This window comes from Clostridium algifaecis (genome assembly GCF_017874415.1).
GTDB lineage: Bacteria > Bacillota > Clostridia > Clostridiales > Clostridiaceae > Clostridium_B > Clostridium_B algifaecis.
Map to the genome: position 1 here is coordinate 66237 of NZ_JAGGLM010000004.1, position 13877 is coordinate 80113.

General features: G+C 27.7%; 13 protein-coding genes. 11 read left to right on the plus strand and 2 right to left on the minus strand.

The genetic code is table 11. The features are described from left to right. Positions 1–124 precede the first annotated feature (124 nt). The gene (locus tag J2Z42_RS04945; RefSeq protein ID WP_209701429.1) at positions 125–1510 is read left to right on the plus strand and encodes a radical SAM protein; all 1386 of its coding nucleotides are present in this window, start codon (positions 125–127) and stop codon (positions 1508–1510) included. 82 nt (positions 1511–1592) lie between these two features. Further along, a complete protein-coding gene (locus tag J2Z42_RS04950; RefSeq protein WP_209701431.1) occupies positions 1593–2861 on the plus strand; it encodes an ABC transporter substrate-binding protein in 1269 nt (422 codons plus the stop codon). A 140-nt stretch (positions 2862–3001) separates the two neighbouring features. On the opposite strand, the gene J2Z42_RS04955 is transcribed toward J2Z42_RS04950, so the two are convergent. After that, positions 3002–4120, minus strand: a complete 1119-nt coding sequence (locus J2Z42_RS04955; RefSeq protein WP_209701433.1) for a glycosyltransferase family 4 protein — start codon at positions 4118–4120, stop codon at positions 3002–3004. Positions 4121–4269: 149 nt separating this feature from the next. On the opposite strand from J2Z42_RS04955, the gene J2Z42_RS04960 reads away from it, so the two are divergent. From J2Z42_RS04960 to J2Z42_RS04975, 4 genes are read left to right on the plus strand one after another with little or no spacing between them, the layout of a single operon-like run. Further along, a complete protein-coding gene (locus J2Z42_RS04960; protein ID WP_209701435.1) occupies positions 4270–5277 on the plus strand; it encodes a CotS family spore coat protein in 1008 nt (335 codons plus the stop codon). A gap of 25 nt (positions 5278–5302) precedes the next feature. Continuing rightward, a complete protein-coding gene (locus tag J2Z42_RS04965; protein WP_209701437.1) occupies positions 5303–5497 on the plus strand; it encodes a hypothetical protein in 195 nt (64 codons plus the stop codon). A 40-nt stretch (positions 5498–5537) separates the two neighbouring features. Beyond that, on the plus strand, positions 5538–6278 hold the full coding sequence (locus J2Z42_RS04970; RefSeq protein WP_209701439.1) for a spore coat protein: 741 nt from the start codon (positions 5538–5540) through the stop codon (positions 6276–6278). A 30-nt stretch (positions 6279–6308) separates the two neighbouring features. Further along, entirely contained in the window at positions 6309–7331 is a 1023-nt protein-coding gene (locus tag J2Z42_RS04975) for a CotS family spore coat protein (protein ID WP_245331493.1), read from the plus strand. Positions 7332–7390: 59 nt separating this feature from the next. Here J2Z42_RS04975 and J2Z42_RS04980 read toward each other — a convergent pair whose 3' ends face one another. Continuing rightward, the gene (locus J2Z42_RS04980; RefSeq protein ID WP_209701441.1) at positions 7391–8515 is read right to left on the minus strand and encodes a glycosyltransferase family 4 protein; all 1125 of its coding nucleotides are present in this window, start codon (positions 8513–8515) and stop codon (positions 7391–7393) included. Positions 8516–8629: 114 nt separating this feature from the next. On the opposite strand from J2Z42_RS04980, the gene J2Z42_RS04985 reads away from it, so the two are divergent. The 5 genes from J2Z42_RS04985 to J2Z42_RS05005 all read left to right on the plus strand — a co-directional run bounded on the left by J2Z42_RS04985 (position 8630) and on the right by J2Z42_RS05005 (position 13875). After that, complete coding sequence (locus J2Z42_RS04985) at positions 8630–9637, plus strand: CotS family spore coat protein (RefSeq protein ID WP_209701443.1); 1008 nt, start codon at positions 8630–8632, stop codon at positions 9635–9637. Between the two features lie 134 nt (positions 9638–9771). Next, the gene (gene yabG / locus J2Z42_RS04990) at positions 9772–10665 is read left to right on the plus strand and encodes a sporulation peptidase YabG (protein WP_209701444.1); all 894 of its coding nucleotides are present in this window, start codon (positions 9772–9774) and stop codon (positions 10663–10665) included. 202 nt (positions 10666–10867) lie between these two features. Next, positions 10868–11104, plus strand: a complete 237-nt coding sequence (locus tag J2Z42_RS04995) for a Veg family protein (RefSeq protein WP_209701446.1) — start codon at positions 10868–10870, stop codon at positions 11102–11104. A 272-nt stretch (positions 11105–11376) separates the two neighbouring features. Then, positions 11377–12936 carry a DUF3794 and LysM peptidoglycan-binding domain-containing protein gene (locus J2Z42_RS05000; RefSeq protein ID WP_209701449.1) on the plus strand — a complete coding sequence of 520 codons (1560 nt, stop codon included), beginning with the start codon at positions 11377–11379 and terminating at the stop codon, positions 12934–12936. Between the two features lie 132 nt (positions 12937–13068). Then, positions 13069–13875, plus strand: a complete 807-nt coding sequence (locus J2Z42_RS05005; RefSeq protein WP_209701451.1) for a cyanophycinase — start codon at positions 13069–13071, stop codon at positions 13873–13875. Positions 13876–13877 lie beyond the last annotated feature (2 nt).

A 13877-nucleotide genomic window follows, 5' to 3' on the forward strand; every position in this document is an offset into this window, starting at 1 on the left:
TATAATACCACTGAATTGAACATTAAAATAATGAAAGCTATAATTAATATAAGTACTGAATAGGTACTTATATTAATGCTTAGAAATAATTTTTTAATTAATAATTTATGAGGAGGAATGGCAGATGAAGGTAGTAGAATTATTGGAAAAGACAGCTAAAGATACATTGGTAAAATCGGGCCTAAAGTTACTTAATAGTAAAGAGCCAGAGAAAAGCCTTGATAAACTCTTTGCATTAGTTAAAAAAACAATAAAAAAGGATAAAGATAGTTTGGAAAAAGTTGAGCGTGTTGAGGAATTATATAATACTAATCCATCAATTCATGAACTTGTTACAGGAATTGTAAAAGATACAAATAGAAATTGCATGAATAAATTCTTTACTAATTTTTTTGCCAATGCAGCATGGTATGGAGTACCAAAGAGAGATAAATTTTTAAATGATACAGGGATAAAAACACCATTTACGATTCTTATAAGCCCATCCATGAGATGTAATTTAAGGTGTAGTGGTTGCTATGCATCAAGTTATAGTAAAGAAGATGATATTCCTAAAGAAGAACTTGATAGAATTATTAAAGAGGCAAGAGATCTTGGAATTTATTATTTTATAATTCTCGGAGGAGAACCTTTTATAAATGACTATATGCTGGACTTATATGAAAAATATAATGATTGTATGTTTACACCGTTCTCAAACGGCACACTTTTTACTGAAAAAGTAGCAGATAGAATACAAAAGCTTGGAAATGTTATTCCAATGTTTTCTCTTGAAGGTTTTGAAGAAGAGACAGATAAAAGAAGAGGCAAAGGAATATTTAAAAAAGTTATGCATGCCATGGATCTTTTGAAGGAACGTGGAGTTCTATTTGGAGTGTCTTCTGCAACTAGCAGGAACAACATAGATACAGTAACTTCGGATAAATTTATAGATATGCTTATTGAAAAGGGTGCAAAAATGAGCTGGTATTTTTTGTACATGCCTGTAGGTAAAAAGCCGGATACAAGTGTAATGTTAAAACCTGAGCAAAGAATATATCTTGGAGAAAGAATAAGAGAAATAAGAAATAAAAAACCTTATTTTACTATTGATTTCTTTAATGATGCACCTTATGTAGGAGGATGTATTGCTGGAAAATTTTATTGTCACATAAACTCTGAGGAGCAGGTAGAACCATGCATATTCGCTCATTTTGCTGTAGACAACTTAAAAGGCAAAAAGCTTGTAGATGTATTTAAGTCGGATTTTTTTAGAGAACTTAGAAACAGACAGCCATATAATCGTAACTTGCTTATGCCTTGTATGATGATTGATAATACAAAACAAATCAGGGATATTGTAAAAAAGACGGGAGCAAAACCAACAGATGAAGGTGCAAGGATGATGCTTGAAGATCCAGAGTTCCAGAAAGATCTTGATAATATATCGAAGGATTTTAGACCTTATGCGGAAAAAGCATGGAAGGAAGAATTTCATTCAACGGGAAATTATAAAATGTCAAAAGGTTAAAAGCTGAGAGTACGCTCCAGCTTTTTTCTTTTGTTTAACTTATGATATAATATTTATACATGAAATATGGGGGATATAATATATGAATAAATATATAAAATTAAGTTTAATTTTTTTAATAGTAATAATATTATTTGTCGCTGTATCCTGTAATAAAAAAGAAAGTTATAGTGAAAAAGAAGTTTATAAAGGTAACTTAAATATTGTAACGGATGCAAAATATGAAGACCAATTTAGAACTTCTGCAGAAAAATTTAAAGAAATTTATAAAAAAGTAAATGTAAATGTAAAGACTGATAGCAATATTCAGGGAAATCTGAAAAACTTATTAAGTGATAACAGCAGTGATGCAGATATTATTAGTATTAATGATGAAAATTTAGAATATGATTTAAATAAATTTAAAAATAATATTTTAGACTTGACAGATTCAGTATCAAATTACAAAAATACAATAATATCTAATAAAATTTATATTGATACTGTGAATGGCAGAATTTATGGAATGCCATGGGATGCATCACCTGAACTTATATTGTATAGAAAAGATATATTTAAAAATGAAAATATAAATATAAATGACATTAAAACATGGGATGATTACATAAATATAGGAAAAAAAATATCAGGAGATAAATGCAAAAATTTTATAGGTAATAATGAAGCAAGCAGCAATTTCAACTTAATTCTGGCAAATCAGCTTGGAACCAGTTATTTTAATTATAATAAAAAATTAGATTTTAACTCTGAAAAGTGGAATAGAATATTTGAATTGAAAAAACAAATTTACAATGAAAATTTAATTGTAAATTTCAATTCAGAAAAAGAGCTTATAAAAGCTGCTCAATCAGGAAACATTGTAAGCGTTATTGCAAATCCTTATACTGCTTATGATTTAATGAAAGCAATGCCTGATAGTAAAAATATGTGGGGAGTCATGAAGCTCCCGGCTTTTGAATGTGGTGGAAATAATAATGTATCAATAGGTGGAATAAATTTAATAGTGAACAAGAACTCTAAGAATAGTAAACTAGCGGAAGAATTTATAAAATTTGCATTGACAGATGATAATCTTCAAATAGAATTATTGAATAAATATGGCAGACTGCCTGTATATAAAAATTCATATAATTTTGTAGATATGGATAAATACATAGGTTATTTTGATAATAAGATATGGAAACTATTCTCGGATTCTCAGAATGGTGCATTTAATATAGAGTATACCAAATATTTTCCAGATATATATTCTGAAATAAATAGTTTTCTAGACCCGACAAATATAAAAAATAAGGATGCAAAGACTGTATTTTCTGATATTGAAAAGGCTTTGGAAAATAAATTAAAATAAATTCAATAAAACGTTTACAAAAATATGATTATAAGATATAATAATCTCAAGGGGATTTAATCATAGGGATTTTTTAAAATATAAAAAGATAAAATTTTTAACTAGAGCGGAAAATAGTTAAAAGTTTTATCTTTTTAATTTTATGTTTTCAATATTTTATTGTAAATTTTTATGGTTTTTTCACAGGTATTTTCCCATGAAAATAGATGGGAACGATTTAATGCTTTTAAACTTAGCTCATTTCTTATAGTATCATCATTTAGGATGGATTCTATAGAGTACATTAAACTTACTATATTTTTAGGATCTATTAATATGGCACCATCACCTACTACTTCAGGTATGGAAGATATATTAGATGTAATTACAGGTGTCCCACAGCTCATAGCTTCCAGTGGAGGAAGTCCAAAACCTTCATATAGAGATGGATATACAAAAAGGTCACAGCCGCTATAGAATACAGGAAGCAAGTCATCTTTTATAAATCCTGTAAATCTTATATTCTCTTCTATATGCAACTTGGAAGAAAATTCTTTTAACTTTTCTAAATCATCTTTACTTGAGCCTACAATAACCAAGTCATAATCTTTATTTAAATTCTTGTGGATTCTAGAAAAAGCTTCAATTAAAGATGTAACATTTTTTCTTGGACTGAATCCTCCTACATATAAAATAAATGGTTTATCTATATTATATGTTGATTTTATTTTATTTTTACATATTTCTTTGTCTAAGGGTTTATATTTTTCATCTGCAGCCAAAGGTGTTACAAATATTTTATTTTTATTTATAGGAAAAAATTTCAATATATCTTTTTTAGAATATTCAGATACAGTTATTATAGCGTCAGCCATATTTATAATTCGCGGCATTTCTTTTATAAACTTTGTCAGATAACTTCTTCCCACGGTTTCAGGCATTATATAAGGTATCAAATCATGCACAGTTATAACTTTTTTACAAGTTATATTTTCTGAAATACCAATTCCATTTTGTGGTACATGATATATGTCTATGTTTTCTTCTTTTAGATTTTCAGGAAAATAATATTGTTCGAAAAATCTATGCTGTTTTTTAGATGCCATTATTATTTTAGTATTCTTTTTATTAAAATTATCATATTTGTTTCCAGACCAGTATATGTGATAAAAATTTTCACTATGATTTTTTATCATGTAGGATAATATTCTATCTGTATAAGTTCCAATACCGGTGCCTTTGTACCAATTAATTCCTCTCGCATCAATGGCAATTTTCATTAATTTTACCTCCAACAGCGCAAGCTAAAAATTAAATTAATCATATTACATAATATTATTAATTATATAAAAATGTGAATTGCGTGAGCTATCACATACGTAAATAATTATTCATATAATACAAATATAGTGATTTTGGAGGCAAAATCTTGGATATTTTAAAAGTAAAAGAACTTGTTCAAAATAATTATGATATTAATATTCAGTATATAGAAAAAATAAAGAATGTGTACAAGATTAATGATGATTATAAATACTATTGTTTAAAAGTAATAAATTATGATTTTGGACATTTTTTATTTATCATTTCAGCTATGGAACATTTGCAAAGAAATGATTTTCAAAGCATACCTGAAATAATAAATACAAAGTCAGGAAAAAAATATATAAAAATTGGAAATAGTTTTGCTTATCTTACTAGATGGATTAATTGCAGATTATCAGATTATGATAATTCTTCGGATATTCTTATGGCATCTTCAAAATTAGCAGAGCTTCACAATAAGAGTTTGGGATTCAAGTTTACTGAAGATATGAATCCTAGAATTGGCTGGTTTAAATGGCTGGAAACTTTTAATACACGAGAAAATGAAATACTTGATTTTAAAAAAAGAATTTTAAAGAAAGATAGAAAAAGTAAATTTGATAACCTGTATATAAAAAAAATGGATGAGGAAATTGAGATCTCACGATGTTCTAGAAAACATTTGGCTGAAAGTAATTATCTTGATAGTATGAAAAAAGAAGTTGTAAAAAATGGTTTTTGTCATCATGATTACGCTAATCACAATGTTCTTGTAAGTGAGGATAACAAAATAAATATTATTGATTTTGATTATTGTATGCTAGATACTCATTTACATGATTTAGCCAGTTTACTTATGAGAAGAATGAAACATGGAAAATGGAGTATGAATAATGCACTTTTTATAATGGATGTTTATGATTCTATAAATAAAATATTTCAGCATGATATTCCAATTATGGCAGCTTTTATGGAATTCCCTCAGGATTACTGGCAGATTGGAATACAGTATTATTGGGAAAAGCATAGATGGGATGAAGGTTTATTTATAAAGAAATTAAGAAAAATATTTGAAGATGAAGGACAAAAACAGGAATTCATACATGAATTTAGATTAAAAAGATACAACTGAAATTAAGTTAAGGAGGCAGGTATCAATGTCACATAAAAAAGAAAATGAATATAAAGGGCAGGATGAAGATAGAGACTTTACTTACTATGAAAATAGGGCCAATAGTTTAAAAAAGACTGTAAAACAGCTTGAGAAAATAAAAAGGATGAAAAAACATGTAAATGAACTAGAGAGGAAAAAGAAAAAGATACTTAAAAAAATGAAAAAACATCATTCTTGATTTTCATACGGTTAACCCATTAATAAATGGAGGTGATTTAGTGTATTATTTTGATATCAATTCATGTTTTTATAAATATCTTAAATCCAAGGGTATAGTTATAGTAGATGATTTTAAAAATGAAGAAAAAAACGATGATATAAACTTACCTAAAATAGAAGAACAAATTGAAGTTATAAACGAATTTCACAAGAGAACTTTGGGATATACCGGATACATGAACAAACGACTGGATAATAATGTGGGAAAATTAGTGGAAGAGTATAAAATATATATAAATTGGTTAAAAAGAGATATAAATAATATATATGAAAAAAGCGAATTTCAAAAGATAATTAAAGAGGTAGGAAAAAAATATTTGGAAAAAGCACAAAAAAGCATAACTGATATATATGAGAATAATTATATATGTATTCTTAAGAGGAGTAGTAAAAGGAAAGAAGTAGGTATTAAGAATACTTATTTTAATAATTTAAGACAAAGAAATAATATAGAAATTATTAATATAGATGGATGTTCATATAATATGGTAGAAATAGATGCTATAAGTTTTTTAAAAAAACTTAGAAAAAAAAGAATAGATATTGATATGGATTATATTATAAATAAATTTTGTAGTATTGAAAATTTAGATAGAGATAGTGTGGAATTTATATCGTCTATACTTAATTATCCTTATGAATTTATGAAATGTTGTAATAAATATAGATTTAGATCTAAATCGCTAGATGAAGAAAAATATGTTACTAAATTAAAAAAGATTGTGGAGTATAAAAATTAAATTGTATCAACTTTTAAGGAGGTGTTTATATTGATATATAGATATAGTGATAAAAGATATCTTATGGAATATGACTTATGCATAGAACTTTTTAAAAGCTTTGATTTGAATGTAAATGATGTAGTACCGGTAAGAAATGTTTATATGGTATCTACAGATAAAGGAGAAAAGATTTTAAAAAAAGTTGAGTATACAATAGAAGAATTAAATTTTATATATGATGTTCTTACTTATATAAAAAGCAAATTTAACAGAATAGTAAGTTTTGTGAAAAACAAGGATAGAAATATTTATACTATATGGAATGGAAATATGTATTGTATAATGGATGTAGTTGATGGAACAGAATGCAATTTCTATAATCCTATGGATCTTATTAGTGCATCTAAGGGATTGGGAGAACTTCATAAGGCTTCCGAAGGATTCAAAAGCAGCTTGGCTTCGAAATGTAACAGTGGAAAGACAATTGACATTTATAAGAGAAGAATTCAGGAGATGGAATTTTTCAAGAATATTGTTAAAATCCATGAAAAGAAAACAGAATTTGACGAGTTATTTATAAAAGATGCTGATTATTATATAGATCAAATAAAACATAGTATAGATATGTTAAATAATGCAGGATATTATAAATTATGTAGTGAAGATGACAAAATAGTTGTATGTCATAATGATCTAGCTTATCACAATATAATTATAAGCAATGGGGAAGCATATTTTATAGACTTTGATTATGCGTCAGTTGATATTAAGGTGAATGATTTATGTAATTTTATAAATAAAGTAATAAAAAATTTTGCATTTGATATAGATAAAGTTAAAGTTATAATAGAAAATTATTGTAAAACTAATACGGTAAGTAAAAGGGAACTTAAAGTATTAACTGCTATGCTAAATTTCCCGTATGATTTTTATACTATATCAAGGGATTATTATACAAGACGTAAAGAATGGGACGAAAATGTATTTTTGGATAGAATGAGGAAAAAATCATCATATAAGGATGACAGAGAAGAATTTCTAGAAAATTTACAAAAATTATGCCCGTTATAGAACCTGATTTTAAATAAAATAAAAAGCTTGTGAAACGTAATTTTCACAAACTTTTTATTTTATTTATTTACAATTTTATCATATACGGCCAATGTATCTTCGGCTGTTTTTTCCCAGCTGAACTGAGAAGCTCTCTTTATTCCTCGCTTTGAAAGATCAATATAGAGTTTTTTATCGAGTAATACGTTTAACATGGATTCACATAGTTCATCATAATTTCTAGGGTCTATTAATAGGGCACTATTTCCTACAACTTCTGGTATGGAAGTTGTATTTGAAGTTATCACAGGAATCCCACATGACATAGCTTCTATAGGCGGAAGTCCAAAACCTTCATAGAAGGAAGGATATACAAATAATTTTGCTGCATTATATATATACGGAAGATGGTTTATTGGTATAAACCCTGGAAATATAACTTTATCCTGAATATTTAATTTTTCAGCGCATTTTTTATATAAACTATAGGATTTTCCACGATTTCCTACAATAACAAGAGATATAGGATCTTTATATAGAGAAATAAGCTTGCTGAAACTTTCTATAATACCCATTATATTTTTTCTCGGACTAAAACCGCCTACATAAAGTATAAAATCACCTTTTATTGAATAATATTTTTTAGCTATATATTTACTTATCATTTTATCAAGAGGTCTATATATTGATTCACTTGCCAGGGGAGTAACATATATTTTTTCTTCAGGATAATTAAATGCTTTTATTATATCCATTTTAGAAAAAATTGATACAGTAATTATAGCGTCACATTGCGATATTATTTTGGGAATATATTCTGAGAAAAGATTTAAATATCTATCACTTACAGTTTCAGGCATTCTATATGGAATAACATCATGCAATGTTATAACAAATTTACAATCTTTTGAAGAAGGAAGGCCTATTCCATTTTGGGGAACATGATAAAGTTGTATTTTTTCATTTTTCAGCACATTTGGAGTATTTATTCCATCCCAAAAATTGTCTTGTTTATTATCTTCAATATTTCTTATTTCAAAATTTTTATCAAAATTTATTTCATTTTTGGAGCTGCCAGGCATGAACAAAAGATAATTGTTTACTTTATCTATTTCATTCAAGCAGTTTATAACCTGATAGGTGTAAGTTCCTATACCTGTACCTCTATACCATTTGGCAGCACGTCCATCAATTCCTATTTTCATCATAAAATTCCCCATAAACTTACTATATTTCATTATATTAAAATGGAGTTAAAAATGTTAATATTCTTCTAAAGCAGTATATGTGTTCATATAAATATAGAGAGGTGATTGAACATGATGCGAGAATTTGAAATTGAGAGGCAATTTGGAATTAAAATTGAAAGCATAAAGCCAAATAGGGGAGTATATTTTTTAAAAACTAATAAAGGACTAAAATGTTTAAAAAAAATAAACTATGGTACCCAGAAACTTTTATTTGTATATGGCGCAAAGGAACATCTTATAAAAAATGGATTTCCAAGATTAGATAGATATTCTCTTAATATAAATGGAGCTCCATATGCTCTGGTAAATGAGGATATATATACCTTGTCTCAGTGGATTCCCGGAAGAGAATGTGACTTTAAAGATGATTTGGATATTAAAAATGCAGCAAAATGTCTTGCAAGTCTTCATAAATCATCTAAAGGGTATGAGCCTCCGGAAAATAGTAAACTTAAAACAGATCTTGGAAGATGGCATCATCTTATGGAAAAAAGAGTTAGGTCTTTCGATAAAATGAGGGATATGAGTAGGAAAAAGAATAACAAAGGTAAATTTGATATGAATTATATAACAAAAGTAGGGTTTTATAAGGATTTCGGAAATAGGGCCATAAAAGTACTACAAAACTCAAAGTACAATGAACTCTGTGCAAGTACGGAAGAAGAAATGAGCTTTTGCCATCATGATTTCACATATCATAATATCATAATTGATGATGATAATAATGTAAATGTAATAGATTTTGATTATTGCAAGAGAGAAATAAGAGTATATGATATTTCAACTTTTATGATAAAAGTTTTAAAAAGGGTAAACTGGGATATAAATTATGCAAAACTTATAATAGATTCTTATAATGAAGTTAGTGAACTCAAAGAAGAAGAATATATGGTATTATTTGCATTTTTATTGTTCCCTCAAAGATTTTGGAGGCTTGCAAACAGATATTATTATAATGAAGTCAATTGGCCGTTAAATACGTTTAGTAATAAATTGGAACAGTTGATTTCAGAGCAGGAAAAATATGTGGAATTTATAGATAAATTCAAAAGCACTTACAACTTAAAAGAAGTATGAACATGATAAATAAGAGTCTCATATAGTAAAAAAATTACTGAATGAGACTCTTGTTTTATTAATGAATTTATAATGCACGTAAAGAACTTATATCCATATTATAATATTATGATTGCTAGTTCGGAGATGGAGATATGAAAATAGGAGACATGGTAGTAAGAAAGTCTTATGGGCGTGATATAACCTTTAAGATAATAGATATAAAAAAAACAAAAGAAGGTTATATATATATATTAAAAGGGACAAACCTTAGAATAGTTGCAGATTCTAGAGAAGAAGATTTAGAGGAGGTATCTGAGCATTCTCTAACAGACAATGAAAAATTATTTTCTAAAAAAGTAAATAATTCAATTAAAAATATATTGATAAATAGAAATGGATTTAGAGGCGAAGCAAACAAAAGTTTAAAACAGGAAGGCAATAAAAAATTTTTTAAAAAGAATGATTCTAAAAATGAATTGGCTTTTGGAAGACCAGGAAAAGTACTGCATATAGATGGTGATGCAGAATATTTGGATGTATGTCTTAAAGTGTATAAGCAGTTGATGTTAAACGCAGTTGGAAAAAACATACCGGAAAGTGAACAGCCTGAGAAAATATTAGAACTTGTAAAAAAAGTAAAACCAGATATTGTAGTTATTACAGGACACGATTCTATAGCTAAAGATAGCAATGATTATACTGATTTGAACAATTATAAAAATTCAAAGTATTTTGTAGAATCAGTGTTAAGGCTTAGGAACTATGAACCCAATTATGATGATTTAGTTATATTTGCAGGTGCATGTCAATCTTGTTATGAAAAGATATTGGATTCTGGAGCAAATTTCGCTAGTTCTCCAGGCAGAGTTTTAATTCACTGTCTTGATCCTGTGTTTTTATGTGAAAAAATAGCTTATACGAATATAGAAAAAGTAGTTTCTATTGAGGAAGCCCTGGAAAATACTATAACAAGAACAAATGGAATAGGGGGATTGCAGACAAGGGGAAAGTATAGAGAAGGATTTCCAAAATCACCTTATGTATAAAATTGCTTAAGGTGTAAATAATATTGTATATATAAGCCAGTTAAAGTAATATTGATAAATAGCAAATAAAATCATCTTAGAAAGCATTTGTTTACAAAAAAATAATATTGACAAAGCTATTTATTAATTGTTACAATTAAGCTTTACTTGACATTATACCCATACGGGTATATAATTAAAATGTGGAGAGAAGGTGTTTAGTATGGCAGGACAAAATGTTTTGGTTACTATAAGAAATGATATCCAAGGCCACGTAGGTGATAAAGTTACCTTAAAGGCAAACGGTGGTAGAAGAAAAGTTTTTGTAAATGAGGGAATAATAGAAAAAGCTTATCCTAGCATATTTGTAATTAGGTTGGAGAATAATAATCAAAGAAAAGTGACATATAGCTATTCAGATGTTTTAACTAAGACAGTTCAATTGGTATTTTCAGCATAGAAAATTACCCACTTTACACTACATTATACTATAATAATAAATTACATTATTAAATAATTATTAACTCAATATAATATCACTATATAAATATTATATATGTACTCAAATAATTTTTCAAGCTTAATCTATTTTGAAATTAAATAATTTTTAAATGTATTTTTTATAATTACGCCAGCAAGTTCTTTAAATAAATTTTATGGTACTTACTGGTATATTTTTTTTATTTTATTTATATAAATAAGTAGTAGATTTTATAGGGAGGATTATTTAATATGAGCATAGATTTGGTTAAAGAGAATATAGAATGTGAACAACTTCTTGCTGAAAATTTTTGCGATACTGTGATAAAAGCAGAATATGTAATACCCGATACTCATCCTGATGTTTCGGAAATCTTAATTTTAGATGCAAGTCCGGTTGTAACAAATAAGGAAGTAATGCAGGATAAAATATTTCTAGAAGGAAAGATAAATTATAATATATTGTATTTGGCAAAAGAAGAAAATGATGAAAGTGGAATATATAGTGTGGATTATACAGGAGATTTTTCAAATTATGTGGAGATAAGTGGAGCGGAACACACTATGCTTTGCGATTCTGATTGTTATATTGAACATATGGACTGCACTATAGTAAACGAAAGGAAAATTGGAATAAAAGGTATTGTAAAGTTAAAAGCAGAGGTATATAAAAACTATGACTTTGAAGTAGTAAAAGATATAGCTGAATCAGATGATGATGTACAGATGCTAAAAAATCCAGCTACATTGGATAAGATAATGGGAACAGTGAATGGAAACTTAATAGCAAAAACAGAGATTCAAATACCAACTGATAAGCCTCAGGTAGGAGATATACTTAAAATTGATACTATGGTTCATAAAAAAGACATAAAAATTTTAGATGACAAAATACAATTGGATGCTTTTGTGCTTATTAAAGTACTTTATAGGGGAAAGGATACAAAGGAAGTTGTAATGATAGAAGACGATGTGCCTGTAAATAAAGATTTGGAATTAAAAGGAGTAACACCTTCCATGAATAGTTTTACAGACTTTGATGTAGATGGACTTGAATACACTGTAAGGGAAGATGATTTGGGAGAAGACAGAATAGTACAATTAGAGGCACTTGTAAAATCAAATACAAAGGTTATGTATAAAGAAGACATGGATATAATAGAAGATGTATATTCACCACAATCTCTCATGAAAATAGATAAGAAAAACTATGAATTAAATGTTATATATGGCCAGAATACCGTTGAAAGCATGGTTAAATCAAATATAGAAATGGAGAATGATGAAAGATTACAGAACATAATTATGTGTCATGGGGATGTATGTATTACGGGCAAGAAGATAGTTGAAGATAAAGTTGTTGTAGAAGGAGTAGTCAATGTAAAAGTTCTGTATGAGACATCAAGTGGAGGCATAAGAAAAGCTAATGAAGAAATACCATTTAATTCTTCTATCGATATACCCGGAAGTAAAATTGATATGCAGTGTATAGCTAAAGTATCAATTGAAAGCATAGATACGGATATAGAAGTAAATACTATAGCTGTTAAAGCTGTAATAGAAATTTATGCAAGAGTAAATTATATTACCCATAAGGAATTTCTGATTAATGTAGATGAACTTGATGGTGAAATTCCAGGTAAGAAAGCTAGTTTAACAATATATGTAGTACAAAATGGCGATACGCTTTGGAAAATAGCTAAAAGGTATTGTACAACTATACAAGACCTCGTTAAATTGAATGATATAGAAGATCCAGATGTTATAAAGATAGGAGATAAGCTGCTTATACCTGGAAGAGCTATTATTTAACCAAAAGTTCATATAATGTATTTGGATAAAATATGTAAACTTCAGTAATTTTATGACTGAAGTTTTTTTATATGCATAATTAATTAGAATTTGGCAAAAATATAATATATCTAAAGGAAGGGATGCGTCATTTTGGAAGAAGAGTTAGATGGAAATTTAATAATAATAGGGGGAGCAGAAGATAAGAAAGGTGACAAATACATATTAAAAAAAGTATGCAGCAAATTAAAAAAAGAAGAAGATATATTGGTTATTGCAACTATAGCTTCTGAAACTCCAGAAGAAATGGGAAACGAATATAATAAAATATTTGGAGAACTGGGTATAAAAAATATAAAAATATTAAATATAGAAAATAGAAAAAATGCTTATGATAAAAATAATATGGGAAAAATTGAAAATGCATCTTTAATTTTTTTTACCGGTGGAGACCAATTAAGAATAACAAGCCTTATAGGAGGGACACCACTATATTCAAAGATTAAAAAACTATATAAAAATGGATGTATATTTGTAGGAACGTCAGCTGGGGCATCTGTTATGAGCGAGACCATGATAGTTACCGGCCCTGATGATGAATCACCTAAAAAATGTACTCTTAAAATGGCACCCGGCCTTGGACTTATAAATGGCATTATAATAGATCAGCACTTTGCACAAAGGGGCAGGATAGGAAGGCTTTTGGTTGGAATTGCTGAAAATCCACAAAGCTTAGGTATAGGAATAGATGAGGATACTGCTATTATTGTTAAAAACAGCAGTGAATTTAGAGTAATAGGCTCGGGAGCTGTATATGTTATAGATGGTTCAAATATAGGTTATACAAATGTTTCAGAACAATATCCGGAAGAAGTATTATCAATTTTTGATGTAAAGTTACATATACTCAAAAACGGAAACAGATTCAACATATTAGATAGGCTGCCGTACAGTGATTAGAG

Bases quoted from the DNA above. Each gene is read 5' to 3' on its own strand.
- J2Z42_RS04955 (WP_209701433.1), bottom strand. From the start codon at position 4,120: ATGAAAATTGCCATTGATGCGAGAGGAATTAATTGGTACAAAGGCACC.
- yabG (WP_209701444.1), top strand. From the start codon at position 9,772: ATGAAAATAGGAGACATGGTAGTAAGAAAGTCTTATGGGCGTGATATA.
- J2Z42_RS04965 (WP_209701437.1), top strand. From the start codon at position 5,303: ATGTCACATAAAAAAGAAAATGAATATAAAGGGCAGGATGAAGATAGA.
- J2Z42_RS04945 (WP_209701429.1), top strand. From the start codon at position 125: ATGAAGGTAGTAGAATTATTGGAAAAGACAGCTAAAGATACATTGGTA.
- J2Z42_RS05000 (WP_209701449.1), top strand. From the start codon at position 11,377: ATGAGCATAGATTTGGTTAAAGAGAATATAGAATGTGAACAACTTCTT.
- J2Z42_RS04980 (WP_209701441.1), bottom strand. From the start codon at position 8,515: ATGAAAATAGGAATTGATGGACGTGCTGCCAAATGGTATAGAGGTACA.
- J2Z42_RS04985 (WP_209701443.1), top strand. From the start codon at position 8,630: ATGATGCGAGAATTTGAAATTGAGAGGCAATTTGGAATTAAAATTGAA.
- J2Z42_RS04995 (WP_209701446.1), top strand. From the start codon at position 10,868: ATGGCAGGACAAAATGTTTTGGTTACTATAAGAAATGATATCCAAGGC.
- J2Z42_RS04950 (WP_209701431.1), top strand. From the start codon at position 1,593: ATGAATAAATATATAAAATTAAGTTTAATTTTTTTAATAGTAATAATA.